This window comes from Pseudomonas sp. L7, assembly GCF_046605565.1.
Lineage (GTDB): Bacteria > Pseudomonadota > Gammaproteobacteria > Pseudomonadales > Pseudomonadaceae > Aquipseudomonas > Aquipseudomonas wayambapalatensis.
Map to the genome: position 1 here is coordinate 2,481,896 of NZ_CP176784.1, position 24,819 is coordinate 2,506,714.

The window sequence follows — 24,819 nt, forward strand, 5'->3', positions numbered from 1 at the left end:
AGGCCATTACGGTCTGCCCCGGCTCTCAATTTTCTTCCAACGCCCGCTCGACCACGTCGCGGCTGGCGTCCAGCACTTGCTGCTGCACCCCTTCGCTGGCCAGCATGCGCCCGACCACCAGGGCACCGACGCACTGACTGATCAGCGCCCAGGCCCTGCGCTCATCCCCAAGCGTTTCACTCCAGGCTGCCTGCAGTTCGAGCAACCAGTGCTCGGCCTGTTCACGCACCGGTCGCTCGGCCCGGGCAATCTCGACCCCCAGTGGCGGCAGCGGGCAGCCACCCTCGGGATTGTGCAGGTGGGCCAGGCTCAAGTACTGCTTCAGGCAACGACGCAGGCGCTCGCGGTCGGCGCCCTGGCTGGCCAGGCGGGCGAGCGGGCTGTTGCACAGCTCTCGGCGTACCACCTCGCTGAACAGGTCATCCTTGGACGGGAAGTGATTGTAGAAGGCGCCACCGGTGAGGCCGATAGCCTTCATCAACTCAGCGACCCCGGTACTGGCGAAACCACCGCGCTTGGCCAGGACGCCACTGCTGGCCAGCAGTTTCTCGCGGGTCTGTTGCTTGTGATCGGTGGAATAGCGCATCCGCGAACCTCGGTATGCTGGCTTGACGGTGCAGCGATCATAGCATAGCGTTCGTTTACTAAATGATCGTTCACTAATGGGGTGCCGATGACAGAACAACGAAAAGCGGTCCTGGTGATAGGGGCGGGCGATGCCACCGGCGGCGAGATCGCCAAGCGTTTTGCCCGCGAAGGTTATATCGCCTGTGTGACCCGTCGCGACGCTGACAAGCTGCAACCGCTGGTGGACGAGATCCGTGCGGCCGGCGGCCAGGCCTACGGTTTTGGCTCCGATGCACGCAAGGAAGAGGCGGTGGCCGAGCTGGTCGAAACCATCGAGCGTGATATCGCCCCGATCGAGGCCTTCGTGTTCAACATCGGTGCGAACGTGCCCTGCAGCATCCTCGACGAAACGCCGCGCAAATACTTCAAGATCTGGGAAATGGCCTGTTTCGCCGGTTTTCTTACTGCCCAGGCGGTGGCGCGGCGCATGGTCACCCGCGAGCGCGGCACCCTGATCTTCACCGGCGCCACTGCCGGCACTCGCGGCGCCGCCGGTTTCGCTGCCTTCGCTGGCGCCAAGCATGCCTTGCGCGCACTGGCCCAGAGCATGGCGCGCGAGCTGGGGCCACGAAACATCCACGTGGCGCACGTGGTGGTCGACGGCGCCATCGACACGGCGTTCATTCGCGACACCTTCCCCGAGCGCTACGCCCTGAAGGACCAGGGTGGCATCCTCGACCCTGCGCATATCGCCGACAGCTACTGGTACCTGCACACCCAACCCCGGGACGCCTGGACCTTCGAACTGGACTTGCGCCCCTGGATCGAACGCTGGTGATCCGCTGTGCCCAACCACCTTCCGCCACAAGGAGTGCTGCATGAGCAAATGCGTCGAGTTCTACTTTGACCTGGGTAGTCCGGCCAGCTACCTGGCCTGGACCCAATTGCCCGCCCTGTGCGCCCGCCGAAGCGCCACCCTGGCGCTGCGGCCAATGCTGCTGGGCGGCGTGTTCCAGGCCACCGGCAATGCCTCGCCGGCGACGATACCGGCCAAGGGGCGCTACATGATCGGCGACCTGAAACGCTTCGCTGCCCGTTATGGCGTGCCGTTCAGCCTGCCGACGGGGTTTCCGGTCAATACCCTGAACCTGATGCGAGGCGTACTCGGCACGCAGATGCGCTCGCCCGAGCGCCTCGAGCCTTTGCTCAAGGTGTTGTTCGATGGGCTTTGGGTGCAGCAGCGCAATCTGGCGGACCCCGAGGTGCTCGATGCGACGCTGCGTGAAGCAGGCATGGACCCCGAGGCGTTTCGTGCCCTGGCGGCCGACGTCGAGGTCAAGGAACGGCTCAAGCAGGTGACCCAGGAGGCGGTCGAGCGGGGCGTGTTCGGCGCGCCGATCTGTTTTGTCGGTAGGGAGATGTTCTTCGGTCAGGACCGCTTGGACTTCATCGAAGAAGCATTAACCTAACAGCCGTTCCAACTGCTCGCGCTCCCAGACGCTGAGCAGCTCGACCGGGTCGGTGCCATAGCGCTGCCAGTGGCCGCGCTCGGCCTCGCGGCCATCGGGAGCGCGGCATTCGCTGCAATGGGCGAGGCCTTCGTCGTCGAGGGTCAGGATCAGTTGCCAGTGGCCGATCTGTACCCTGACCCGACCATCGCTCAGGCGCTCGTGCACTTCCAACGCCTGGACGCCGAGGGCGGCGTCACGCAGGCACTGGTAGATCTCGCGGCTGTTGGGAGCGGGCATGAACGATCAGAAGTTCGCCGGGGTGTTGGCGCTGATGATTTCTGCTTCGTCCGGGCCGATGTTCTTGAAGCTGTGCGGCAGCGTGGTGGGGATGTAGTAGCCGTCGCCAGAGTTGAGCACGCTGACCTGGCCATCGACCCACAACTCGACCGTACCCCGGGTGACCAGCCCGCATTCCTCGCCTTCGGCATGCACGATCGGCTCGCCCGAGTCGGCGCCCGGCGCGTAGAGCTCACGCAGCATGCGCATCTGGCGGCCTTCGACACTGGCACCGACCAGCAACATGCGCAGGCCGTTGCGCCCCAGGTCAGGTTGCTCGCTGCCGCGGAACACGTAGCGCTCTTCGCGTGCAGGTTCATCGAAGCTGAAGAACTCGGCGAGGCTCATGGGGATGCCTTCGAGGAGTTTTTTCAGGGAACTGACCGAAGGACTGACGCGGTTCTGCTCGATCTGCGAGATCGTCGAGTTGGTCAGGCCGCTGCGGCGGGCCAGTTCCCGCTGGGAGAGGTTGTTGCGTTCACGCACCAGTTTGAGTCGTGTCCCAGTGTCCATAGCCGCCTTGAGTAGTGAGTGATCATAGGTGTCAAAAATAATGGGCAGCGCATTAAAACACACTCTGACCGGCAACGCGCTGTGCTTGTCAGGTGCGCTGGGCGGCGGGCGCAGGCCACAGCCCGACCAGGAGCAACAGCACGGCCACGGCCAGGAACGGCAAGCGCGGATCGAGGGCGTAGACCAGGGTTCCGGCGAGGGGGCCGACTACCGCGCCCATGCCCTGTGCCGCGCTGATCGAGCCCGCGGTGGCGCCTTGCTCGCTGGCTTGCATGGCATTGGCGGCCAGCGCCGAGAAGGCCGGGAATACGAAGCCCATGCCGGCGGCGGCGACGAAGAAGCACGCCCATAATGCCGGAGCACTGGTGGCCAGGGCCCCGGCGGCAAAGCCCAGTGCGCTGATGCTGGCGCCCACGCGGATCATCTTCAGCGGCGGCCACTCCAACTGACGCAGCAGAATCTGCGAGCCAATCAGCGCCACACCCACTGCGGTGAGGGCGATGCCTGCGGCCTGGGCGGCATCGGCACTGTTCAGTTGCAGACGGTCGAGGGCGAAAAAGCCCACGGTGATCTGCGACACGGTCACGCTGAGCATGGCGCTGAAGGCCACGATCAGCGGTCGACGCAGGCGCGGATCGCCCAGGCGTACGGGGCTCGGCGCATAGTTGTGGGGCAACGGCTGCGGCTTGAGCTTGAACAGCAGTACGAGAAATGCCGTGGCCGGCAGCAGCGACATGATGAAGAACGGTGCGCTCAGGCTATGGCGCGCCAGCAATGCGGCCAGGGCCGGACCGAGCACGAGCCCCACGGCATTGGCCGCGCCCAGCAGGGCCATGGCGCGGGCGCGGCGTTCGGGCTCGACATGATCGGCGATCAGCGCATTGCCGCCCACCGGCAGCGCGGCATAGAAGGCGCCGATCAGGCCGCGGGTCAGCATCAAGCCGAGGAAAGCCAGGGTTGCGCCCGGCAGCCAGCGCAGGGCGCCATCGATGAACAGGCACAGCAGCCAGTAAGCGACGGTGAATCCGGCACTGCCCATCAGCAGGATGCGTCGCCGGCCCAGACGGTCGGCTGCGCGGCCCCAGGGGCGCGCAAGAATGACCCAGACCACGCCCGCCACGGTCACGGCAGCCCCGGCCTGCCAGGTGGCCATGCCCAGCAGGCGGGCGATGGGGCCGATCAAGGCGACGAACGCCATCATCGACATGGTGCAGGCCATGTTCACCAGCAACAGCGGGCGTAGATCGAGGGCGGGGGCGTGAAGCGGGGTGGGAGAAGCAGCGTCCTTCGCGGTGGTCATTGAAACATCCATGGCAGGCGGAAAGGTATCGGCCCCGTTCCGCCTGCAGGCGTTTTTCAATCGCTGCGGCGCAAGGGCCCTGGCCACATGCTACGCAATACGCCGTCACGGCGCACCAGTGCATGGAACAGCGCTGCGCCGAGGTGGGCCAGGATGGTGACGAACAGCAGGTAGCCCGCCCAGCCGTGCGCCTGGCGCAGCACGGCATACAACTGCAGGTCGTGAGGCATGATCGCCGGCAGTTGCAAGGGCCGTGGATAGCCGCCTGCCGAGAGCATCGCCCAGCCGAGCAACGGCATGGCCAGCATCAACCCGTACAGTGCCAGGTGCGAGGCGCCGGCTGCGAAGCGCTGCAGCGGTGGCAGGTCGGCGGGCAGTGGCGGATGCGGCAGCGTCAGGCGCAGGATGATGCGCAGTACCACCAGTGCCAGCAGCGCCAGGCCCGTGGCCTTGTGCAGTTCCACCAACCAGGGGTGACGTGGCGACAGGTCGCCGACCATGCTCACGCCAATGAACAGCATTGCCAGGATCAGGATCGCCATGAGCCAGTGCACCAGGCGGGCCAGCGGGTGGAAGGCGGACGGTTTCATGGGCGGGCTCCTGCGCCGAGACTTTCGCGGCTGCGGCGATTGAACGATTCCGAATAGGCGGCCGAACGCGCGGCGAGGATCGGGTCGGCGGAGGCTTCGATGCCGTTGGGCAGAATCAGCGGGTCGAAGTTGAGGTCGCGGCAGGCGCCTTGTTCAGGTGCATCGACGTGGTCGATCACCAGGGTGCCGGCATCGATGCTGCGGCGCGAGTCGGGCCATTGGCTGGCCGGGTCGTCGATGGCGTCACCGGGTTCGGCGAGGGTCAGGCGCAGTGTCCAGCGCAGCGGCGCCTGGCTCAGGCGTTGTTGCAGATCGTGTTGCAGGTACAGGTTGTCCTCGACCTGGGCGGGCAGGGCGGCAAAGGGTGTTTGCGCGACCATGCGCCAGCGCACGGCTTGCGCCTTGCCGCTGGCATCGATCAGGCGAAAGGCGTTGATGCTGTTGTAGTCCGTGTTGGCGAAGCTGTCGCTGGGCTTGGCGCTGGCGGCCCACTGGCGGAAGGCTGCGCTTTCCGGGTGGGCGGCGAAGAAGGCCTGCAGCTTGGCCGGGTCCGGCTTGCCGGTGCTCGGGCTCGGGCCGCTGGCCAGGACCAGATCGTAGAAGCCTTGCGCAGTGCTCACCGCCAACACTGGCGGATTGTTCATGCCGGTACGCCAGACCTGGCCGTCGTCGGTGCTCAGCTGGATCGCCAGGCTGCGGGTCGGTACGCCGGCGTCGGGGCTGTAGGGGTTGGCACCGCCGATGGCGAAGCGGCCGATCACCGGCACCCGTGCCTGGCTGAATACCCGCGCACTCGACAGCGCCTGCGCCTGGCCGCTGCTTTCGAAGTAGCCGCTGACGCACAGGCCCTTGGCGTGGTTCTTGCGATAGCCGGGATGGTGGCCGACCTGGGCTTCGAAGGTGTCGATGATGCGCTGCGGCGTCAGGGCAGGGGTGCCGATCCAGCCGGCGGCATAGGCGAAGCCTGCACCCAGCGCCACGACCGTGGCGCCTATGGCGGCCAGGCGCAGGGCCTTGGCAGGGCCTTGCAGGGGTGTGTTCATGATGACGTTCCGGGTCAGTGAATGAGTCGGTATGACGTGGCAGCGAAAAATTTATTCCCCAGGCGGGAATAGATTTCTTCGCGCCCCGTCTGCCCATTACACTGACAGCCCATGGGGCCGGAACCTGACCATGCATGACCTGGATGAACAACAATGGCGCGAACTGCTGCAGAGCCTGCGGCGCTTCGCCTTGTGGCTGACCCGCGAAAGCGGCAGTGCCGACGACCTGGTCCAGGCCACCGTGGAGCGTGCGCTCACCCGCAGCGCCCAGCAGCGAGAGGAGCAGAACCGGCGTGCCTGGTTGTTCACCATCCTCTACCGGCTGTTTCTCGACGGCAAGCGCCGCGATCGCCTGCACTCGCGCTGGTTGAACTGGTTCGGTCGCGGCGGGCAGGCCGAGGAGCCGCTGGGCTACGAGACCGAGAGTATCGTGCTGGCCCAGGCCGACCTGCAGGCCTTCGCCCGCCTGCCCAGCGAGCAGCGCGCGCTGTTGCTGCTGGTCAGCGTCGAGGGCTTGAGCTACAAGGAGGTCGCTCAGGCCCTGGATATTCCGATCGGCACAGTCATGTCGCGCTTGTCGCGCGCCCGTGCCGCGTTGCGTGAACTGACCGAGGGCAAGCCATCGTCCCCGGCCTTGCGGAGACTGAAATGACTCGCCTGATTCCAACCGAGCAAGAGCTGCATGCCTACGTCGACGAGCGCCTGGAGCCGGTGCGCCGGGCCGAGGTCGAGGCCTGGCTGGCGGCCAATCCGGAGCAGGCCGCACGGATCGAGGCCTGGCGCAGCGATGCCCGGCGCCTGCGTGCGGCGCTCGCCGGTTTCAACGACATGCCACACAATCCGCAACTGGAACTGGCCCATCTGCGGCGGCGTGTGCGTCAACGCCGCCAGCAGCGCTTCGCGTCGGCTGCAGTCCTGTTGCTGGCGTTGGGGGTTGGCGGGCTTGGGGGCTGGCAGGCACGTGAATCGACGATGCTGGCGGGCGATATGCCGATGGCCGACGCGGTGCAGGCACACAAGCTGTTCGCCGATGCCAAGGCCCTCGATGTCCAGGCCGATGACCCGGCACAGTTGCAGTCGTGGCTGGGGCGGCATTTCAACCGGGTCGGCCAGGTGCCGGACCTCAGCGGATACGGCTTCCAGCCGGTGGGCGCACGTCTGCTGGCCAACGAGGACGGCCCGGCGGCATTGCTGGTGTTCCAGGACGCAAAAGGCGAGCGCATCAGCCTGTTCATGCGCTCGCCAGGCGGGCGTTACGAGCAGATGCCCAGCGGGCAGCGGGTCGATGGGCAGCTCGAGGCGCGCTACTGGTCCCATGGCGACTACAATTTCGCCCTGGTCAGCGCGGCGGATGATACCCGTAGCGAGCAGGTGCGCAAGGTCCTGGGGGTCAGTCTCTAGCGCCGATGGCCAGGGGAGGCGAACATTCATTTGAAAGCGCTATGCTTGGCCCATGTCCAGCACACCTGCCTTGCGCCAACCTTGCCCTCCCGGCGCCTGTGATTGCGGGCGCGAGCAGTTGCACGCGCACCCACCCCAGGCCCAACGTATCCTCCTGCTGACCCGCCAGGAGGAAAAACGCCTGCTCGAACGTCTGGAAAACCTCAAGAGCTTGGAAGACCTGCAGCACCTGCAGTCACGCCTCTTTGAGCAATTGGGCATTGGCGTGCATATCGCACCAGGCTACAACGAGGTACGTACCATGCGCGGCTTCGTCATCGAGCTGGACGACCAGCCAGGCCTGTGCCGCAAGACCCGCCAGTCGATCCCGGCTGCCATTCGCAAGGGCCTGGAGCGCAATCCGGAAGTGGCCTTCCGGCTGCTCGATGCCCATGACCTGCTCGGCGGCGCCTGAGTCTCAGCGCATCGCCGCCAGCTTGATGCCAAACCCGACCAGGCAGGCACCGGCCAGGAGCGAGTCTAGCCTGTCAGAACGTCGCCTTGACCTGCAGCCCTACGACCAGCGCGTTGTCGATGGCTTCCCCGGAGAAGGCGCCAGGTTCGATGATGTACTGCACATCCGGACGCAGGTTCAGCCATGCGGTGGCCTGGTAGCCATAGCTGAGTTCGATCAACTGCTCGGCGCTGTCCAGGTTGGGGAAGTCGCGCCCGGCATCGAACGCGGTCGCTTCCAGCAATTGACGGCTGCGCGGGTTCGGCACCGCCCGTCCATAGCCTAAAGCCAGGGTGTCGCGCGGGCGTCCTTCGAAGGGCTTGTACAACACCACGCCTGCGCCATACCAGCGGGTGAAGGGCGAGGCGGCCTTGCTCGACGCCGAATATTGGCCGAACGCATGCAGGCTACGACCCGCGGAGGCTGGGTCGTTCCACAGCGCCTGGTCGACCAGCAGGTAGTGGCCGCTGCGTCCGGCCACGTCCTGGTCGCTGCCGATACGTTTGACGTTGGAGCTGTCGTAGTAATAGCCCAGCTTGTACTCTCCCGGCAGTTCGCCCAGGTGCTTGTACACCAGCTCGACTGGCACCACGGTGCCTGTGCTGTGCTTGGGCCCCAGGTGCCAGGCGCGGCTGGAGTTGCCGTTGCTTTGCGGATCGACGTTGAAGGCCGCCACGCGCAGTTGCCAGGAGGGCGAGAGATCGTATTTGACCCGGGCGCCGAGGTGCGCGTTGGGGTAGTTGGTCCAGCCGCTGCCACCGGACATGTTCAGCGGATGGCCGCAGAAACCGGCATTCATGAAATTGCACAGGATGCCGCTGTCCAGGCCGCCGAGGTCGTTGCCCATGGCCATGTAGCCGAGCTTGAGATTCAAGGCCGGGGTGAACAGGCTGCGCTCGTAGCTCAGTTCGGTGAGGCGGGTATAGAGACCGCCGTAGTTCTCCTGGATCGGCAGACGGTTGCCGACCAGGTCTTCGGAGGCGCTGTTGCCACGGCGGTCGTTGACCGTCAACTGGACCTTGCCGCCGTTGTCCAGGCCATACAGTTTCGACAGGTCGAACTGCACGCCGAACTTGAGGTTCTGCGAGTAGCGCGCCGAGCGGTGCAGGCCGCCGTGGGCGTTGTAGGCGGTTTCGCCGCTGTAGTCGCCGGTGATGTGGATGCCGTCTTCTTCCAGTTGCTGGCGCAGGCCGCCCCAGTCACCGGTCAGGGTGTTGTCGGCGGCGAGCGAAGCGGTGCTGGTCAGGGCGAAGACAAGAGGGGTCAAGCGAAAAGCGGGTGACATTGCAGGGTCTCGGATGGTCTTTGAGGGCCCCTTCGCGTGCAGGCCGCAGCGACTTGCACGCGAAGGGGGCAACGCGGTCTACGGCAGGGCGTACGAAATCACATAGTCGCCACGGTCAGTCGACTGCCGCGCACCCCCGGCAGTGATCACCACGTACTGCTTGCCGGTCTTGGGCGATACGTAGGTCATCGGCCCGCCCTGGCTGCCGACCGGCAGGCGCGCCTTCCAGATCTCGTTGCCGTTGCTGCTGTCGTAGGCACGCAGGTAGAAATCCTGGGTGCCGGCGATGAACACCAGGCCGCCTTGGGTGGACAGGGTGCCGCCCAGCGTCGGCAGGCCGATCTTGATCGGCAGGTGCATGCGGATACCCAAGGGGCCTGTGTCCTCGACGGTGCCGACCGGCACCTGCCAGGCGATCTGTCGGGTCTTCATGTCGATCGCGGTGAGGGTGCCGAACGGCGGCGCCTGGCAGGGGATGCCGGCCACCGACAGGAAGCGGTTCTTGTTCACCGCGTAAGGTGTGCCCTTGAGGGGCACGGCGCCCATGCCAGTGTTCAGTGCCTCGCCACCGGAGGCTGCCTGGCCACTGTTCTGCGAAGGGATCATCTGGATCCACAGGCCCAGGCGCATGTCATTGACGAAAATGAAGCCGTGCACCGGATCAGTCGAAAGGCTGCCCCAGTTCATGCCGCCCAGCGAGCCTGGGAAGCTCAGCGACAGGTCGGTGCCCGGTGCGGTGTACAGACCGTCGTAGCGCATCTTCTTGAAGTCGATGCGGCACAGCAGTTGATCGTACGGGGTGGCGCCCCACATGTCCGACTCGGTCAGGGTCTGCGCGCCGATCTGCGGCATGCCGACAGACTTGGGTTGGGTCGGGGAATAGGGCTCGTTAGGGATGTTGCTCGGCTTGACCGGGACTTCATCGACCTGGGTCAGCGGTGTGCCGGTGGCGCGGTCGAGCACGTAGATCTGCCCGGCCTTGGTGCCGATCACGACGGCCGGCACGGTACTGCCGTCGTCCTTGGTGAAGTCGATCAGGCTGGGTTGCATCGGCAGGTCGAAGTCCCAGAGGTCGTTGTGCACGGTCTGGTAGACCCACTTCTGGTTGCCGGTGGTGGCATCCAGCGCCAGCACTGAGGCGCCATAGGTGTGGTCGAGCTTGCTGCGCTCCACGCCATAGATGTCGGTGGAGGAGGAACCCATCGGCAGGAATACCGTGTTCATCGCCGGATCGTACGACATCGGTGCCCAGCTGTTGGGGGTGCTGCGCACGTAGGTGCTGCCGTCGGCAGGGGCGTTGCGGTCCTGCGGATTGCCTGGGTCGAAGGCCCAGCGCATCTGCCCGGTGATCACGTCGAAGCCGCGCAGTACACCGCCGGGCATGTCGGTCTGGACGTTGTCGGCGACCCGCCCACCGACCACCACGGTGGTACCCGCCATCAGCGGCGCGGAGGAGAGCTGGTAGTAGGAATCCGGGACATCGCCAAGGCCGGCCTTGAGGTCGACCTGGCCGTTGTTGCCGAAGCCTTCGCAGAAGGCGCCGGTGTCGGCATCCACCGCGATCAGGCGACCGTCGATGGTGTTGGTCAGCAGGCGACGCTGGCAGTTGGCATCCGCCGGCAGCGTGGCAACGGTGATCGGCGAACTGTGCGGTTGGGTTGGCTGGACGATCGGCGCGGTGGCATCGAAGTAGGCCAGGCCACGGCAGCGCTGCCAGACCTTGGACTGCGCGTTGATGGCGTTTTTCCAGAGTTCCTTGCCGGTGTCGGCATCCAGGGCGATCAGGTTGTTGTGCGGGGTGCAGATGAACACCTTGTCGCCGACCTGCAGCGGGGTGAGCTGGTCTTCGGCGCCGTTGCCGTCGCTGATCGCGACATCACCGGTGTGGTAGGTCCAGGCCACCTTGAGCTTGTCGACGTTGGCGCGGTTGATCTGATCCAGCGCGGCGAAACGGCTGCCGCCTTCGGTGTTGCCGTAGTGCGCCCAGTCCTTCTGCGCCTTGCCCGGCTCCACGGCGGTCAGGCCCGGACCATTGCCGGTCGGTGCGACGCTGGGGTGAGCGACGAACATGTTGCCTGCGGCAATGGCCAGCACCACTGCCAGTGCTGCAGCCAGGGCATAGGCGCGACGACCGGCACTGCCGCCATTGGCACGCACCAACAGTGGATAGACCAGCGCGACCACCAGGCCGATGACGCCGAACATGAACAGCCGCGAGAACAGCGGCCAGAATACCAGGCCCGCATCGGCCAGTGCCCAGATGAAGGTGCCGAGCAGAAACACGGCGTAGAGCCAGGCGCCGGCCGGCTTGCGACGGGCGATGAGCAGGCCGGCAATGGCCATCACCAGGCCGCCGATCAGGAAGTACCAGGAGCCGCCCAGGCCGGCCAGCTTGACGCCGCCCGCGGCCAGGAGCATGCCGAGCAGGGCGATGATGACGCCCAGCCCGACCAGAAGGAATGTGGAGGCGCCAGAGGCGCGGGGTGTGTCGTTCATGCCAGGGATCTCGCAGGTGGAATGCGCGAAGTCTAAGCCCTTAGCAAGCTAATTAACAAGTTAGTACATTTTATTGGGTGACGGATTGTCGCAGGTGTTTACAAGCTTTTTTCCGGGATTTGTCGTGAATATGGCGGTTATATGCAGATAAATTCAGGTAAATGGCATTGCTTGCGTATTCGACCAAGGTCGTATTCGCAAGTCAGCGGTACGTCGGAATCAGCGCCTGGGTTCGTGTTGCTTGCGGTAGGCACCCGGTTGCATGCCGATTGCCTTGGCGAATGCCCGGGTGAAGGCCGCCACCGATTGGTAGCCCGCCTGGGCGCCGACCTGTTCCACGGTATTGCCTGCGCGCAGCAACTGGCAGGCATGCCGCATGCGCAGGGCCAGCAGCACCTGGCCCGGCGATTGCCCGGCCAGTTCGTTGAAACGCTTGAAGAACGCCGAGCGCGACAGCCCGGTGTAGGCCGCCATGCTCTCCAGCGACCAGGCCTGGCCCGGGTCTTCGATCAGGCGTTCGAGCAGGCCGGCAAAGGCCGGCTGGCGGGCGAGGGCGATCAGCCCGCCGAGCGACTGGCCGCCATTGACTTGCTGACGCAGCACGTAGAGGAACAGCAGGTGGGTCAGGCGTTCGAGCAAGGTCTGCGAGGGTGTCGGCTGGCGGCGACATTCTTCCAGGATCAGCTCGAAGAGCGCTCGCGCGGCGCTGCCGGCCGGATCGTCGGCCCGCAGCAGGATCCAGTCGGCCAGCCCTTCGACGATCAGCGACGACAGCCCCGACTGGAACTGGAAGAAGCCGCACACCAGGCCCACGCCATCCCCTGCGTCGAGGTCCAGCGCCTGCATGGTGCGCCGCGGCTGGGCGCAGGCATCGACGGGGTCGGCGTCGCTGGAGAGCCTGTAGGCCAGGTCGCGCAGCAAAAACACCGCATCACCGCTGTCCAGGCGGATCGGCTCCGGTTGCCCGTCGATGTGCAGCCAGCAGTGCCCCTGAACCACCAGGTGGAAGCTGGCCCGGCCCATGCCCTGGGTGCTGGCGTGCCAGCCGCCGCAGTAGCGGCCGACATGAAAGAGGCTGGCGTCGAGCTCCAGGCCCTCTAATAACCAATCGACAAGATGGCTGGACGAAATCATCTAATGCAAAGACTCAGGAGCAAGGAAAGGCGACTGATGAATATGGATGCTACTTCTTATAACCAACAGACTGTACGGACACACATCAAAGGAGACTACTCCATGTCCTCGCGCATTACTCTACACACTCTGCAGAGCGCCCCGGAAGCTGCACGTCCCTTCCTCGAAAACGCCCAGAAGAACTCCGGCTTCATCCCCAACCTGCTGGGTATTCTGGCCAACGCCCCCGCGGCCCTGGAAACCTATGTCACGGTTTCGGCCCTCAACGGCAAGTCCGAGCTGACCCTGGCCGAGCGCGAAGTGGTGCAACTGATTGCGGCCACCAAGCACGGTTGCGACTTCTGCGTTGCCGGCCACACGGCAGTGGCCCTGAACAAGGCCAAGCTGCCGCAAGAGGTGGTCGATGCCCTGCGTGCGCGTGGCGAGCTGCCTGATGCACGCTACGAAACCCTGGCCGAGTTCGCCCGTGAAGTCATCGCCACCCGCGGCAATGTCAGCGATGCCACCTACCAGGCCTTCCGCGATGCCGGCTTTACCGAAGGCAATGCCCTGGAAGTGATTCTGGGCGTGAGCCTCGCAACCCTGTGCAACTTTGCTAATGTGTTCGCCCAGACGCCGCTCAACGACGAGCTGAGCAAGTACCGCTGGCAGCCTTCGGCGTAATCCACGCCCGGTGCCGGCACTCCGGCGTTTTAAAAGGAGTAGGGACATGCTTGATTCTGCATTTCGACAATGGCTGGATGCCAATGCCGAGGCAATCGACCAGGGCCAGTGCGACCCGCACCTGGTGCTGGCCCACATCGCCGAGTCGCAGTTGCTGCGGGTTGGCGTCGATCCGGCACTTGGCGGCTCGGGCGGTGACGTTACCGACGCGGTGGAGGCCATCGCCGCCATCGCCAGTCGCTCGCTGGCCTCGGCCTTCGTCTGCTGGGGGCAGCGGGCCTTCATCGAATACCTGCTGCACAGCCCCAACCAGGCCTTGCGCGAGAAGTTGCTGCCTGAGCTGCTGACCGGCGAACTGGCCGGCGCCACCGGCTTGTCCAACGCCATGAAATTCCTCTCAGGTATCGAAGCCTTGCAGGTGCAGGCGCGTGCCGAGGGCGAAGGCTGGGCCCTCGAAGGCCGCCTGCACTGGGTGACCAACCTGCGCAAGAGTGGCTTCGTGGTGGCGGCGGCGATCGAGGCCGAAGAGGGCCAGGCGCCCTTCGTGCTGGCGATTCCGTCCGACAGCCAAGGCCTCGAGCGTTCCGACGACCTGCAACTGATGGGCCTGCAGTCGAGCAGCACCGCCGCGCTGGCCTTCCACCAGGTCGCGCTGGACCGCAGTTGGCTGTTGCACGAGAACGCCCGCGAGTTCCTGCCTCGGGTGCGTCCGGCATTCCTGGCGCTGCAGTGCGGCATGTCCATCGGCCTGACCCGTCGCGCCCTGGACGAAGTGCGCGAGCACCTGCAGGGGCGCGGCTCGTTCCTCGCCGAAGCCGAGCAGGTGCTGCGCGAGCGCCTGGAGAATACCGTCGGCGAGCTCAAGCAGGGCCTGCTCGACGGGCGTTTCCTCAAGCAGCCAGCGGCACTGTTCAAGCTGCGCATAACCCTGGCCGAAAGCGCCGCCGATGCGGTGCAGATGGAGCTTCAGGCCAGTGGCGGCAAGGCCTATCTCACCGTCTATGGCGAAGGCTTCGCCCGGCGTTGGCGCGAGTCGGCATTCGTGCCGATCGTTACGCCGAGCCTGGTGCAACTGCGCGCCGAACTGCAACGCCAGGCGGCGAACGTATGACCGACGTGTTACTCGAAGCCCGCGCCATCAGCCTGGGCTACCCTCGCGAGGGTGGCTGGCAGGCGGTGCTGGAGCAGTTCGACCTCAAGCTGTCGCCGGGCGAAGTGGTGACCATTCTCGGCCCCAGCGGTGTCGGCAAATCCAGCCTGCTCCGCGTGCTGGCTGGCCTGCAGCAGCCTGGTGGTGGTGCGGTGTCCCTGCATGGCGTGCCCCTGCAGGGGCCGCATCCGCGCCTGGCCGTTGCTTTCCAGGACCCAAGCCTGTTGCCCTGGCTGAGCCTTGAAAAGAACGTTGCCTTCGGCCTCGACTTCGCCCGTCAGCCTGCGCTGGCGGCGGCCGAGCGTCGTGCTCGGATCGACCACGCCATCGAGGCGGTGGGCCTGAACCATGCGCGCAGCCAGTACCCGGCGCAGCTGTCGGGCGGCATGGCGCAGCGCACGGCGCTGGCCCGCTGCCTGGCGCGCCAGCCGGAAGTGCTGCTGCTGGACGAGCCCTTCGGCGCACTCGATGAAGTGACCCGCGCCGACATGCAGCAACTGCTGCTGCAACTGATCGCCACCCACAACACCGCGGCGGTGCTGATCACCCACGATATCGACGAAGCTCTGCTGTTGTCCGATCGCGTGCTGCTACTGGGCAACCACCCGGCGCGCACCCTCGGCCAATGGCATATCGACCTGCCGCAGCCGCGTGCGCAGCGGGTCGAAGAGCTGGGCGCGCTGCGCATCGAGATCCTGAAAACCCTACGGCAGGCGAGCCGCCCCACCTCAACGTCTTCTTTCCCCCTGTCGTCGGAGCCTGCCCATGTGCATGGATGATTGCTGCTCTTCCACCTCGCGTCGCGATTTCATCAAGCTCAGCGCCATGCTCACCGCCGCCGGCGCCTTGCCGATGCTGTCGAGCCTGCAGGCGCGCGCCGCCGCCGAGCCGGACGCGCCGGTACGCATCGGCTACCTGCCGATCACCGACGCCACGCCGCTGCTGGTGGCGCACAACAATGGCCTGTTCGAGGCCGAAGGCATCAAGGCCGAGCGTCCGGTGCTGCTGCGCAGTTGGGCGCAGGTGATCGAAGCGTTCATCTCCGGGCAGGTCAACGTGATCCACCTGCTGTCACCGATGACGGTCTGGGCCCGCTACGGCAGCAAGGTGCCGGCCAAGGTCGTGGCCTGGAACCACGTCGGCGGCTCGGGCCTGACCGTGGCACCGGACATCACCGACATGAAGCAGCTCGGTGGCAAGACCGTCGCCATTCCGTTCTGGTATTCGATCCATAACGTGGTGCTGCAGCAGATGCTCAGTGACAACGGCCTGAAGCCTGTGTCCAAGCCTGCCACCGCGCAACTGGCGGCCAACGAGGTCAACCTGCTGGTGCTGCCGCCTTCGGACATGCCGCCAGCACTGGCCAGCAAGCGCATCGCCGGCTACATCGTCGCCGAACCCTTCAATGCCCTGGCCGAGAACCTCAAGGTCGGGCGCGTGCAGCGCTTTACCGGCGATGTCTGGCGCAACCATGCATGCTGTGTGGTGTTCATGCACGAGCACGACCTGAACAACCGCCCGGAGTGGTCGCAGAAGGTGGTCAATGCCATCGTCAAGGCGCAGCAGTGGACCCGTGATCACCGCGCCGAGGCCGCCGCCTTGCTGTCCAAGGCCGGCTCCAACAAATACACCCCGCACGAGCCGGCGGTGCTGACCAAGGTCCTGGCGCCTTCGGTCGAAGACCGCGCCGGCTACATCGCCAGCGGTGCGATCCAGCATCAGCAGTGGGACGAAAAGCGCATCGACTTCCAGCCGTACCCGTTCCCCAGCTACACCGAGGAGTTGGTCAAGCGCCTGAAGAACACCCTGATCGAGGGCGAGAGTGGCTTCCTCGCCGGACTGGACCCGGCGCAGACCGCGCGCGACCTGGTGGACGACCGCTTCGTGCGCAACGCCATCGCCGCCGTGGGTGGCCCGTCGGTGTTCGGCATCGCCGACAACTTCGAGCGTAGCGAGGAGTTCGCGGTCTGATGCGCAAGCATGTCGTACATGGCGCCCTGGGCCTTGCCGGGCTGGCGGTGCTGTTGCTGTTGTGGTGGGCGGGAGTGCGGGTGTTCGGCGAGGCCGATGGCCTGTCTGCGCGCTTCTCGCCGCAGGCGACGCTGGAGAGCCTGGTCGAGCTGCTCGGCCATGGCGAGGTCTATGGGCACATCTGGGTGAGTCTCAAGCGTATCCTCATCGGCCTGCTGCTGGCGCTGCTGATCGGTGTGCCGCTGGGTTTGCTGGTGGGCAGCTACCGGCACCTGGAGGCGGCGACCACGCCGGCGTTCCAGTTCCTGCGGATGATCTCGCCGCTGTCGTGGATGCCGGTGGTGGTGATGCTGATGGGGGTGGGCGATCAGCCGATCTACTTCCTCCTGACGTTCGCCGCACTGTGGCCGATCCTGCTCAACACCGCCGCGGGTGTGCGTCAGCTCGACCCGCGCTGGTTGCAGTTGTCGCGCAGCTTGAGTGCCACGCGCTGGGAAACCCTGTGCAAGGTGATCATCCCCGGGGTGATCGGCCATGTGCTGACCGGCGTGCGCCTGGCGATCGGCATCCTGTGGATCGTGCTGGTGCCGTGCGAGATGCTCGGGGTCAGCGCGGGCCTGGGGTACTTCATCCTCGACACCCGTGACCGCCTGGCCTATTCGGAGCTGATGGCCATGGTGCTGCTGATCGGTGTACTGGGCTTCATGCTCGATGCACTGGCGCGCGGGCTGCATCGGCGCTGGGTGCATGCCTGAGGTGTTCGGGCGTGCGGGCGCCTGCAGCTTCGGCGCGGCAACCATGCAGCCGACAACGATGTTAGCCGCATAAAACCACGGCGCCGCCGGCCACGGTGCTAGGGTCTGTATGAAAAGCCTTGAGACGAAGGTCAGGCAAGGCGAAAACAGCCGAGGAAGCGGAGTTTACGGGTTGTAAATGAGCATTCCGAGGCTGTTTTCAACGCAGCATCACCGAGTATCAAGGTTTTTCATACAGAGCCTAGTCATGCAAGGACTGCGCAGGCGTGTAGACGCTGGACAACGCACGTGCGCCCACACAAAAGGGTGTGGGCGCAGCTTAGCCTTCGTACCCCAGATTCGGTGCCAGCCAGCGCTCGCTCACGCTGACATCCTGGCCTTTGCGGGCGCTGTAGCTGTCGATCTGGTCCTTCTCCACCTTGCCGACGGCAAAGTACTGCGCCTGCGGATGGGCAAAGTACCAGCCGCTGACCGCCGCTGCCGGGAACATCGCGAAGTGTTCGGTGAGGAACACGCCGCTGGGGCCGGTTTCGCCGATGGCCGTGCCATCGAGCAGACGGAACAGGGTCTCTTTCTCGGTGTGATCCGGGCACGCCGGATAGCCCGGGGCAGGGCGGATGCCGCTGTACTGCTCCTTGATCAGCGCATCGTTGTCCAGTTGCTCGTCCTTGGCATAACCCCAGTAGTCCTTGCGCACCCGCTCGTGCAGCCATTCGGCGCAGGCCTCGGCCAGGCGGTCGGCCAGCGCCTTGACCATGATCGAGCTGTAGTCGTCGCCTTTGTCCTGGTAGGCCTTGGCCACTTCCTCGGCACCGATGCCAGCGGTGGTGATGAAGCCGCCCACATAGTCGCTGATGCCGCTGTCCTTGGGTGCGACGAAGTCGGCCAGCGACCAGTTCGGCTTGCCGTCGGGCTTGATGGTCTGCTGGCGCAGGTGGTGCAGGGTGGCCAGAGGCTTGCCGTCGTCGCCATAGACTTCGATGTCGTCATGCCCGACCTGGTTGGCCGGCCAGAAACCGAACACCGCGCGGGCGCTGATGAGTTTTTCACTGATCAGCTTCTCGAGCATGTCGCAGGCATCCTGGTACAGCGCGGTAGCGGCTTCGCCGACCACCTCGTCGGTGAGGATGCGCGGGAACTTGCCTGCCAGGTCCCAGGAGATGAAGAACGGCGTCCAGTCGATGTACTTGGCCAGTTCACGCAGATCGATGTCTTCCAGCACCCTGACGCCGGTGAAGGAGGGCACCACTGCCTGGTAGCTGGCCCAGTCGTACTGTGGCTTGGCCGCGATCGCCTGTTCGTAGGTCAGGCGCTCGGTGCGGGCACTGCGGTTGGCGGTGCGCTCGCGCACTTCCACGTACTCCTGGCGGGTCTTCTCGACGAAGCCAGGCTTGAGCTCCTTGGACAGCAATTGCGTGGCCACGCCCACGGCGCGCGAGGCGTCGGTGACGTAGACCACCGCGTCGTTGGCGTACTTGGGTTCGATCTTCACCGCCGTGTGCGCCTTGGAGGTGGTCGCGCCACCGATCATCAGCGGCAGGTGGAAGTCCTGGCGCTGCATCTCGCGGGCGACGTGGACCATCTCGTCCAGCGACGGGGTGATCAGCCCGGACAGGCCGATGATGTCGCACTTCTGCTCGCGGGCGGTCTGCAGGATCTTCTCGGCCGGGACCATCACGCCCATGTCGACGATGTCGTAGCCGTTGCAGCCCAGCACGACGCCGACGATGTTCTTGCCGATGTCGTGCACGTCGCCCTTGACCGTGGCCATGAGGATCTTGCCCTTGGCTTCGGGCTTGTCGCCTTTTTCGGCCTCGATGAACGGAATCAGGTGGGCCACCGCCTGCTTCATCACGCGTGCGGACTTGACCACCTGGGGCAGGAACATCTTGCCCGCGCCGAACAGGTCGCCGACCACGTTCATGCCGCTCATCAGCGGCCCTTCGATGACTTCGATGGGGCGCGCCGACTGCTGGCGGCACTCCTCGGTGTCTTCGACGATGTAGGCGGTGATGCCCTTGACCAGCGCGTGTTCCAGGCGCTGGTCGACGGGCATCGAGCGCCACTCTTCGTTTTCCACTTCCTTCGCTGCGCCGCCGCCCTTGTAGTCGTCGGCGATGGCCAGCAGGGCGTCGGTGCCTTCGGGGGTGCGGTTGAGTACCACGTCCTCGACCTTCTCGCGCAGGGCCGGCGGGATCTCGTCGTAGATCTCCAGCTGGCCCGCGTTGACGATACCCATGGTCAGGCCGTTCTGGATGGCGTGGTAGAGGAACACCGAGTGGATCGCCTCGCGCACCGGGTTGTTGCCGCGGAACGAGAACGACACGTTGGACACGCCGCCGCTGGACAGCGCGTAGGGCAGGTGGTCACGGATGTAGGCGCACGCCTCGATGAAGTCGACGGCGTAGTTGTTGTGTTCCTCGATGCCGGTGGCAACGGCGAAGATGTTCGGGTCGAAGATGATGTCTTCGGGCGGGAAGCCTACTTCGTTGACCAGAATGTCGTAGCTGCGCTGGCAGATCTCGCGTTTGCGCGCGGCAGTGTCGGCCTGGCCGACCTCGTCGAACGCCATCACCACCACGGCGGCGCCGTAGCGTTTGCACAGGCGGGCGTGATGCTTGAACTGCTCGACGCCTTCCTTCATGGAGATCGAGTTGACGATGCCCTTGCCCTGGATGCACTTGAGGCCCGCTTCGATCACCTCCCACTTCGAGGAGTCGATCATGATCGGCACGCGGGAGATGTCCGGCTCGCCGGCGATCAGGTTGAGGAAGCGGACCATGGCGGCCTGGGAGTCGAGCATCCCTTCGTCCATGTTGATGTCGATCACCTGGGCGCCAGCCTCGACCTGCTGCAGGGCGACTTCCAGGGCTTCGGTGTAGTTCTCCTCGCGGATCAGCCGGGCGAACTTGGCGGAACCTGTGATGTTGGTGCGCTCGCCGACGTTGACGAACAGCGACTGGCGATCGATGGTGAATGGCTCCAGGCCCGACAGGCGGCAAGCCTTGGGGATGTCCGGAATGGCCCGTGGCTTGTACTTGGCCACGGCCTCGGCGATGGCCTGGATGTGCGGCGGGGTGGTGCCGCAGCAGCCGCCGATGATGTTGAGGAAACCGCTGGCGGCGAATTCCTCGACCACGGCGGCCATTTCCGCCGGGGTTTCGTCGTATTCGCCGAAGGCGTTGGGCAGGCCGGCGTTGGGGTGCGCGGACACATGGGTGCCGGCCTTGGTCGACAGTTCTTCCAGGTACGGACGCAGGTCCTTGGCGCCCAGGGCGCAGTTCAGGCCGACCGAGATCGGGTTGGCGTGACGCACCGAGTTCCAGAAGGCTTCGGTGGTCTGGCCCGACAATGTGCGGCCGGAGGCGTCGGTGATGGTGCCGGAGATCATGATCGGCAGTTCGATGCCGTCATCCTCGAACACCTGCTGCACGGCGAAGATCGCCGCCTTGGCGTTCAGGGTGTCGAAGATGGTCTCGATCAGGATCAGGTCGGCGCCGCCTTCGATCAGGCCGCGAGTGGCCTCGATGTAGTTTTCCACCAGCTCGTCGAAGGTGACGTTGCGGTAGCCAGGGTCGTTGACGTCCGGGGAGATCGAGCAGGTGCGGCTGGTCGGGCCGAGCACGCCGGCGACGAAGCGTGGACGGTCCGGCGTTTCCAGTGTCTTGGCGTCGGCCACCTGGCGGGCGATGCGCGCGCCCTCGACATTGAGCTCGTACACCAGCGCTTCCATGCCGTAGTCGGCCTGGGAAATCTGCGTGGCGTTGAAGGTGTTGGTCTCGAGAATATCGGCGCCAGCGTCCAGATAAGCCTTCTCGATGGCGGCGATGACATCGGGCCGGGTGAGCAGCAGCAGGTCGTTGTTGCCTTTCACATCGCTTGGCCAATCGGCGAAGCGCGTGCCACGATAGTCGCCTTCCTCCAGGCGGTAGCTCTGGATCATAGTACCCATGCCGCCGTCGAGGATCAGGATGCGCTCCTTGAGGGCATGCTGGAGTGCTTGGAGACGAGCGCTGCGGTCGGACATGAGAACTACCTGGTCGGACAAATATCGGAAGTGCGGAATAATAACAAAGCTGCACGGATTTTAGACGTATCGCCCGATAGCATGAATTTGATTCATGTTGGCGATGCCAAGACTCAGGCCCAGGGACAGAAAGGCAAATCGTGACAGCTATCAAGAACCAGGACATACGGCACATGGTGCATCGTTTTATAGCCGCCATCTTCGCCCTGCTCGTCAGCGGCGCAGTGTTGGCGCAGGCCCCTCAATCGAGCTCGGCCATCTCCTATACCCGTGACATCCAACCGATCTTCACCCAGAAGTGCGTGGCCTGCCACGCCTGCAACGACGCCGCTTGCCAGCTCAACCTGGGCAGCGCCGAGGGGGCCGAGCGCGGCGCCTCCAAGGTGCCGGTGTACCAGGGCGAGCGCAGCCAGGCAGTCGCCACCACGCGGCTGTTCTATGACGCCCAGAGTGAAGAGGGCTGGCGCAGGAAAGGCTTCTATTCGGTACTCGACAACCAGGGCAGCCAGGCCGCGCTGATGGCGCGCATGCTCGAACTGGGCCACAAGACGCCGCTCACGCCCAACGCCAAGCTGCCTGAAGAGATCGTCCTGGGCCTTAACCGCAACAACATGTGCCCGTTGCCCCACGAGTTCGACGCCTATGCCGGTGCGCACCCGAAAGAGGGCATGCCGCTGGCGGTGACCGGGCTGACCGACCAGGAGTACTCGACCCTGCAGCGCTGGCTGGCGGCCGGTGCACCGGTCGAGTACCAGCCGATCCAGCCGAGCCCCAGCGAAGCGAAGCAGATCGCCGACTGGGAGGCGCTGCTCAACCGCCCCGGCTCCACCGAGGCGCTGGTGGGGCGCTGGCTGTACGAGCACTTGTTCCTGGCGCATATCTATTTCGTCGGCGGTGAGCAGGGCCACTTCTTCCAGTGGGTGCGCTCGCGCACGCCGAGTGGCCAGCCGGTCGACGTGATCGCCACGCGCCGCCCCAACGACCCGCCGGGCAATGACTTCTACTACCGGTTGATCCCGGTGCAGGGCGTGATCGTGCACAAGACGCACATCACCTACCCGATGGGGCCGCAGAAGCTCAAGCGGGTCAAGCAGCTGTTCTACAGCGGCGACTGGCGCGCCACCTCGCTGCCGGGCTATGGCCCGCAGCGCCGCGCCAACCCGTTCGAGACCTTCGAGGCGATCCCGGCGGTGGCGCGCTACCAGTTCATGCTCGACAACGCCGAGTACTTCGTGCGCACCTTCATCCGTGGCCCGGTGTGCCGTGGCCAGATCGCCACCGACGTGATCCGCGACAACTTCTGGGCGCTGTTCCAGGAGCCGGCCCACGACCGCTACGTCACCGATGCCGCCTACCGTGGCCAGGCCACGCCGTTGCTGGCCATGCCGGGGCAGATCGACGATGTCGGCAGCGTGCTGAGCCTGTGGCGTGCCTACCGCGACAAGCGCAACGACTACGAGACGCTGCGCCGCGAAGCCTACGCCGAAATGCCGCCGCCGAGCTGGTCGACGCTGTGGGCGGGCAACGATAACGCCTTGCTCAGCATCTTCCGCCACTTCGACAGCGCCTCGGTGAGCAAGGGCCTGATCGGCGACGTGCCGCTGACCATCTGGCTGTTCGACTATCCGTTGCTGGAGCGCACCTACTACCAGCTGGCGGTCAATTTCGACGTGTACGGCAACGTCTCGCACCAGTTGCAGACGCGCCTGTACTTCGACCTGATCCGCAACGGTGCCGAGGTCAACTTCCTGCGCCTGATGCCGGCCGACAAGCGCGGCGCGATCCTCAGCGACTGGTACCAGAACAGCGGCAAGGTGAAGATGTGGCTCGACTACACCGACATCGATACCGATACCCCAAGCGCCCTGCATCTGAACGAGCACAATGCCACACGCGACTTCGGCCTCAAGTTGCTGCAACGCACTGGCAGCCTGAACGCGGCGCCCGATCCGATCAACCGCTGCACCGGCGCCTATTGCTCGCGCCCGCAAATGAGCGAGGAGTTCCGAGATGTGGAGCAGAGCCTGAGCCGCCTGGTGTCGCGTCCGGCCGCAGGGCTGAAGGTGATCGGCCAACTGCCCGAGGCAACCATGCTGCGCATCGAAGGGCAGGGCGGTCAGCGTCAGGTCTACAGCCTGCTGCGCAACCGCGCCCACAGCAACGTTGCCTTCCTGCTGGGCGAGGCCTACCGCTACCAGCCGGGGCTGGACACCTTGACCCTGTATCCGGGGGTGCTGAGCAGTTATCCGAACTTCATCTTCAACATTCCGGCCAGCGACGTGCCGGAGTTCGTCGAAGACATGGAAGCGGCGCGTGACGACCAGGGCAAGTTCGAGCGTATCGTCGAGCGTTGGGGCGTGCGCCGCAGCCATCCGCAGTTCTGGCAGTACTTCCATGACCTGAACACCTACATCAAGGAAACCGAACCGGTGGAGGCCGGCGTGCTGGACATGAACCGCTACGAGAACCTCTGATCGATTGCCGGGAAAGGCGTGCGACCTTTCCCGGCATTCTGCGGTCGGACCTGTGGGTGGCCCCGGGGATGCGTTGCAGCCCATCGCGGGCCTGAATGCACCAAGAACCGCAGGACAACCCATGTTGTATTCGCTTCAGGCTCTCCGGGCGTTCGCCGCCTGGGTGGTGGTTTGCCACCACTTCATGCAGATCTTCTTCGATTTCAATGCCAAAGGCCCCGTCGGCCGCCTGCTCGCCGAGCGCGGAGCGGTGGGGGTCGATATTTTCTTCGTCATCAGCGGCCTGGTGATCTACCTCTCGACCCGCGACAAAGTCATCGCCCCGCGCGAATTCCTGCTCAACCGCGCCTTGCGCATCGTCCCGGCGTACTGGTTCTACACCTTGCTCATGGCCCTGCTGTTAATAGTGGCCAGCCGCTGGATGCCGCACCAGGTGTTCGAGTGGCAGCACCTGGTGCTGTCGCTGTTGTTCGTGCCCGCGGAAAACCCGGGTGGCTACGGGCTTTATCCCACGCTCAATGTGGGCTGGACGCTGAACTTCGAGATGTTCTTCTACCTGTTGTTCGGCCTGGCGTTCCTGGTGCGCCAGCGTCATCACCTGGTGCTGGTCACTGCGGCGCTGCTGCTGGTCAGTGAGGTGCTGGGGCGCCTGGGGGTGCTCAGCCGCTTCTACAACAACGACATCATCTACGAGTTCCTGCTGGGCATCGGCCTGGGTGTGCTGTATCGGCGCGGGCTGATCCGCGAGGGGCTGTGGCTGCCGCTGGCGGTGCTGGCGGCGGCGGGGTATGTGCTGTACCAGCTCGATGCTTCGCAGCGCCTGCTGCATTGGGGCTTGCCCAGTGCGATGGTGGTGCTGGCCTTTGTCGCACTGGAGCCGTACTTTCGTGGCAATCAGGTGCTCAAGGCGTTGGGCGACTGTTCGTACTCGGTGTATCTCACCCATGTGCTGGTGCTGTGGGGAGGCTGGTTCATCAGCCAGCGGCTGCGGCTCAATCCGTATCTGGTGTTCGCCTTCTGCGTACCGTCAATCGGACTAATGTCGTGGTTCAGCTACCAGTGGCTGGAGCGCGGCCTGTACCGCCGTCTCAAGGCCTGGTTCGGGGTGCGGGGGATGCGCCAGGCGCAACCGGCACTATCCCGAGTCAATTACTAGGACTTTGTTCGAGG

The 24,819-nt window shown here is 65.1% G+C and carries 22 protein-coding genes and 1 pseudogene; 12 read left to right on the top strand and 11 right to left on the bottom strand.

Going from position 1 to position 24,819, the window contains the following annotated elements:
- Positions 1-25: 25 nt before the first annotated feature.
- Positions 26-586, bottom strand: coding sequence for a TetR/AcrR family transcriptional regulator (locus ACK3BK_RS11230; protein ID WP_186665162.1), 561 nt, complete (start codon positions 584-586; stop codon positions 26-28).
- 87 nt (positions 587-673) lie between these two features.
- Between ACK3BK_RS11230 and ACK3BK_RS11235 the strand changes: the two genes are divergently transcribed.
- Positions 674-1,405, top strand: a complete 732-nt coding sequence (locus tag ACK3BK_RS11235; RefSeq protein WP_411384315.1) for an SDR family oxidoreductase — start codon at positions 674-676, stop codon at positions 1,403-1,405.
- Between the two features lie 40 nt (positions 1,406-1,445).
- On the top strand, positions 1,446-2,036 hold the full coding sequence (locus ACK3BK_RS11240) for a 2-hydroxychromene-2-carboxylate isomerase (protein WP_411384316.1): 591 nt from the start codon (positions 1,446-1,448) through the stop codon (positions 2,034-2,036).
- On the opposite strand, the gene ACK3BK_RS11245 is transcribed toward ACK3BK_RS11240, so the two are convergent.
- The 5 genes from ACK3BK_RS11245 to ACK3BK_RS11265 all read right to left on the bottom strand — a co-directional run bounded on the left by ACK3BK_RS11245 (position 2,028) and on the right by ACK3BK_RS11265 (position 5,800).
- Positions 2,028-2,315 carry a hypothetical protein gene (locus ACK3BK_RS11245; protein WP_186665159.1) on the bottom strand — a complete coding sequence of 96 codons (288 nt, stop codon included), beginning with the start codon at positions 2,313-2,315 and terminating at the stop codon, positions 2,028-2,030. The two genes, ACK3BK_RS11240 and ACK3BK_RS11245, sit on opposite strands and share 9 nt — an antisense overlap.
- 6 nt (positions 2,316-2,321) lie before the next feature.
- The gene (locus ACK3BK_RS11250; protein WP_063545119.1) at positions 2,322-2,867 is read right to left on the bottom strand and encodes a cupin domain-containing protein; all 546 of its coding nucleotides are present in this window, start codon (positions 2,865-2,867) and stop codon (positions 2,322-2,324) included.
- Positions 2,868-2,955: 88 nt separating this feature from the next.
- Positions 2,956-4,167, bottom strand: coding sequence for an MFS transporter (locus tag ACK3BK_RS11255; RefSeq protein WP_411384317.1), 1,212 nt, complete (start codon positions 4,165-4,167; stop codon positions 2,956-2,958).
- A 56-nt stretch (positions 4,168-4,223) separates the two neighbouring features.
- Positions 4,224-4,757 (bottom strand): cytochrome b, encoded by a 534-nt coding sequence (locus tag ACK3BK_RS11260; protein WP_125929736.1) that lies wholly within the window; start codon positions 4,755-4,757, stop codon positions 4,224-4,226.
- A complete protein-coding gene (locus ACK3BK_RS11265; protein ID WP_411384318.1) occupies positions 4,754-5,800 on the bottom strand; it encodes a catalase family peroxidase in 1,047 nt (348 codons plus the stop codon). Before ACK3BK_RS11265 ends, ACK3BK_RS11260 begins: the two co-directional genes overlap by 4 nt.
- 130 nt (positions 5,801-5,930) lie before the next feature.
- On the opposite strand from ACK3BK_RS11265, the gene ACK3BK_RS11270 reads away from it, so the two are divergent.
- From ACK3BK_RS11270 to ACK3BK_RS11280, 3 genes are read left to right on the top strand one after another with little or no spacing between them, the layout of a single operon-like run.
- Positions 5,931-6,452 carry a sigma-70 family RNA polymerase sigma factor gene (locus tag ACK3BK_RS11270; protein WP_186665152.1) on the top strand — a complete coding sequence of 174 codons (522 nt, stop codon included), beginning with the start codon at positions 5,931-5,933 and terminating at the stop codon, positions 6,450-6,452.
- Complete coding sequence (locus ACK3BK_RS11275) at positions 6,449-7,201, top strand: anti-sigma factor family protein (protein ID WP_186719159.1); 753 nt, start codon at positions 6,449-6,451, stop codon at positions 7,199-7,201. The genes ACK3BK_RS11270 and ACK3BK_RS11275 overlap by 4 nt, the downstream gene beginning before the upstream one ends.
- Positions 7,202-7,253: 52 nt before the next feature.
- Positions 7,254-7,655 carry a hypothetical protein gene (locus ACK3BK_RS11280; RefSeq protein ID WP_186665150.1) on the top strand — a complete coding sequence of 134 codons (402 nt, stop codon included), beginning with the start codon at positions 7,254-7,256 and terminating at the stop codon, positions 7,653-7,655.
- Positions 7,656-7,658: 3 nt separating this feature from the next.
- Here the strand turns inward: ACK3BK_RS11280 and ACK3BK_RS11285 are convergent.
- From ACK3BK_RS11285 to ACK3BK_RS11300, 4 genes and pseudogenes are all read right to left on the bottom strand, one after another.
- A pseudogene (locus tag ACK3BK_RS11285) lies at positions 7,659-7,748 on the bottom strand (lysine transporter LysE); the annotation flags it as partial.
- Positions 7,729-8,979, bottom strand: a complete 1,251-nt coding sequence (locus ACK3BK_RS11290; protein WP_186708511.1) for a carbohydrate porin — start codon at positions 8,977-8,979, stop codon at positions 7,729-7,731. The gene ACK3BK_RS11290 and the pseudogene ACK3BK_RS11285, both read right to left, overlap by 20 nt.
- A 78-nt stretch (positions 8,980-9,057) precedes the next feature.
- Positions 9,058-11,475 (bottom strand): glucose/quinate/shikimate family membrane-bound PQQ-dependent dehydrogenase, encoded by a 2,418-nt coding sequence (locus ACK3BK_RS11295; protein WP_411384319.1) that lies wholly within the window; start codon positions 11,473-11,475, stop codon positions 9,058-9,060.
- A gap of 219 nt (positions 11,476-11,694) precedes the next feature.
- Positions 11,695-12,609: an AraC family transcriptional regulator gene (locus ACK3BK_RS11300; protein WP_411384320.1), complete on the bottom strand. Its 915-nt coding sequence runs from the start codon at positions 12,607-12,609 to the stop codon at positions 11,695-11,697.
- 102 nt (positions 12,610-12,711) lie between these two features.
- Between ACK3BK_RS11300 and ACK3BK_RS11305 the strand changes: the two genes are divergently transcribed.
- Genes ACK3BK_RS11305 through ACK3BK_RS11325 form a run of 5 tightly spaced genes read left to right on the top strand, consistent with a single transcriptional unit; the run spans position 12,712 to position 17,148 of the window.
- The gene (locus ACK3BK_RS11305) at positions 12,712-13,272 is read left to right on the top strand and encodes a carboxymuconolactone decarboxylase family protein (protein ID WP_186665144.1); all 561 of its coding nucleotides are present in this window, start codon (positions 12,712-12,714) and stop codon (positions 13,270-13,272) included.
- 46 nt (positions 13,273-13,318) lie between these two features.
- Positions 13,319-14,383 (top strand): acyl-CoA dehydrogenase family protein, encoded by a 1,065-nt coding sequence (locus tag ACK3BK_RS11310; RefSeq protein ID WP_411384321.1) that lies wholly within the window; start codon positions 13,319-13,321, stop codon positions 14,381-14,383.
- A complete protein-coding gene (locus ACK3BK_RS11315) occupies positions 14,380-15,201 on the top strand; it encodes an ABC transporter ATP-binding protein (protein ID WP_411384322.1) in 822 nt (273 codons plus the stop codon). The genes ACK3BK_RS11310 and ACK3BK_RS11315 overlap by 4 nt, the downstream gene beginning before the upstream one ends.
- A complete protein-coding gene (locus ACK3BK_RS11320; protein WP_411384323.1) occupies positions 15,188-16,393 on the top strand; it encodes an ABC transporter substrate-binding protein in 1,206 nt (401 codons plus the stop codon). Before ACK3BK_RS11315 ends, ACK3BK_RS11320 begins: the two co-directional genes overlap by 14 nt.
- Positions 16,393-17,148, top strand: coding sequence for an ABC transporter permease (locus ACK3BK_RS11325; protein ID WP_411384324.1), 756 nt, complete (start codon positions 16,393-16,395; stop codon positions 17,146-17,148). Before ACK3BK_RS11320 ends, ACK3BK_RS11325 begins: the two co-directional genes overlap by 1 nt.
- Positions 17,149-17,467: 319 nt before the next feature.
- On the opposite strand, the gene metH is transcribed toward ACK3BK_RS11325, so the two are convergent.
- A complete protein-coding gene (gene metH / locus ACK3BK_RS11330; RefSeq protein WP_288376783.1) occupies positions 17,468-21,175 on the bottom strand; it encodes a methionine synthase in 3,708 nt (1,235 codons plus the stop codon).
- A 173-nt stretch (positions 21,176-21,348) separates the two neighbouring features.
- Here metH and ACK3BK_RS11335 point away from each other — a divergent pair, with 173 nt between their 5' ends.
- Positions 21,349-23,649 carry a fatty acid cis/trans isomerase gene (locus ACK3BK_RS11335; protein WP_186708519.1) on the top strand — a complete coding sequence of 767 codons (2,301 nt, stop codon included), beginning with the start codon at positions 21,349-21,351 and terminating at the stop codon, positions 23,647-23,649.
- A gap of 121 nt (positions 23,650-23,770) precedes the next feature.
- On the top strand, positions 23,771-24,805 hold the full coding sequence (locus ACK3BK_RS11340; protein ID WP_411384325.1) for an acyltransferase family protein: 1,035 nt from the start codon (positions 23,771-23,773) through the stop codon (positions 24,803-24,805).
- The last annotated feature ends 14 nt before the right edge of the window (positions 24,806-24,819 follow it).

Excerpts from the sequence above, each read along its gene's own strand:
- ACK3BK_RS11230 (WP_186665162.1), bottom strand. The coding sequence starts at position 586 with ATGCGCTATTCCACCGATCACAAGCAACAGACCCGCGAGAAACTGCTG.
- ACK3BK_RS11235 (WP_411384315.1), top strand. The coding sequence starts at position 674 with ATGACAGAACAACGAAAAGCGGTCCTGGTGATAGGGGCGGGCGATGCC.
- ACK3BK_RS11240 (WP_411384316.1), top strand. The coding sequence starts at position 1,446 with ATGAGCAAATGCGTCGAGTTCTACTTTGACCTGGGTAGTCCGGCCAGC.
- ACK3BK_RS11245 (WP_186665159.1), bottom strand. The coding sequence starts at position 2,315 with ATGCCCGCTCCCAACAGCCGCGAGATCTACCAGTGCCTGCGTGACGCC.
- ACK3BK_RS11250 (WP_063545119.1), bottom strand. The coding sequence starts at position 2,867 with ATGGACACTGGGACACGACTCAAACTGGTGCGTGAACGCAACAACCTC.
- ACK3BK_RS11255 (WP_411384317.1), bottom strand. The coding sequence starts at position 4,167 with ATGACCACCGCGAAGGACGCTGCTTCTCCCACCCCGCTTCACGCCCCC.
- ACK3BK_RS11260 (WP_125929736.1), bottom strand. The coding sequence starts at position 4,757 with ATGAAACCGTCCGCCTTCCACCCGCTGGCCCGCCTGGTGCACTGGCTC.
- ACK3BK_RS11265 (WP_411384318.1), bottom strand. The coding sequence starts at position 5,800 with ATGAACACACCCCTGCAAGGCCCTGCCAAGGCCCTGCGCCTGGCCGCC.
- ACK3BK_RS11270 (WP_186665152.1), top strand. The coding sequence starts at position 5,931 with ATGCATGACCTGGATGAACAACAATGGCGCGAACTGCTGCAGAGCCTG.
- ACK3BK_RS11275 (WP_186719159.1), top strand. The coding sequence starts at position 6,449 with ATGACTCGCCTGATTCCAACCGAGCAAGAGCTGCATGCCTACGTCGAC.
- ACK3BK_RS11280 (WP_186665150.1), top strand. The coding sequence starts at position 7,254 with ATGTCCAGCACACCTGCCTTGCGCCAACCTTGCCCTCCCGGCGCCTGT.
- ACK3BK_RS11290 (WP_186708511.1), bottom strand. The coding sequence starts at position 8,979 with ATGTCACCCGCTTTTCGCTTGACCCCTCTTGTCTTCGCCCTGACCAGC.
- ACK3BK_RS11295 (WP_411384319.1), bottom strand. The coding sequence starts at position 11,475 with ATGAACGACACACCCCGCGCCTCTGGCGCCTCCACATTCCTTCTGGTC.
- ACK3BK_RS11300 (WP_411384320.1), bottom strand. The coding sequence starts at position 12,609 with ATGATTTCGTCCAGCCATCTTGTCGATTGGTTATTAGAGGGCCTGGAG.
- ACK3BK_RS11305 (WP_186665144.1), top strand. The coding sequence starts at position 12,712 with ATGTCCTCGCGCATTACTCTACACACTCTGCAGAGCGCCCCGGAAGCT.
- ACK3BK_RS11310 (WP_411384321.1), top strand. The coding sequence starts at position 13,319 with ATGCTTGATTCTGCATTTCGACAATGGCTGGATGCCAATGCCGAGGCA.
- ACK3BK_RS11315 (WP_411384322.1), top strand. The coding sequence starts at position 14,380 with ATGACCGACGTGTTACTCGAAGCCCGCGCCATCAGCCTGGGCTACCCT.
- ACK3BK_RS11320 (WP_411384323.1), top strand. The coding sequence starts at position 15,188 with ATGTGCATGGATGATTGCTGCTCTTCCACCTCGCGTCGCGATTTCATC.
- ACK3BK_RS11325 (WP_411384324.1), top strand. The coding sequence starts at position 16,393 with ATGCGCAAGCATGTCGTACATGGCGCCCTGGGCCTTGCCGGGCTGGCG.
- metH (WP_288376783.1), bottom strand. The coding sequence starts at position 21,175 with ATGTCCGACCGCAGCGCTCGTCTCCAAGCACTCCAGCATGCCCTCAAG.
- ACK3BK_RS11335 (WP_186708519.1), top strand. The coding sequence starts at position 21,349 with ATGGTGCATCGTTTTATAGCCGCCATCTTCGCCCTGCTCGTCAGCGGC.
- ACK3BK_RS11340 (WP_411384325.1), top strand. The coding sequence starts at position 23,771 with ATGTTGTATTCGCTTCAGGCTCTCCGGGCGTTCGCCGCCTGGGTGGTG.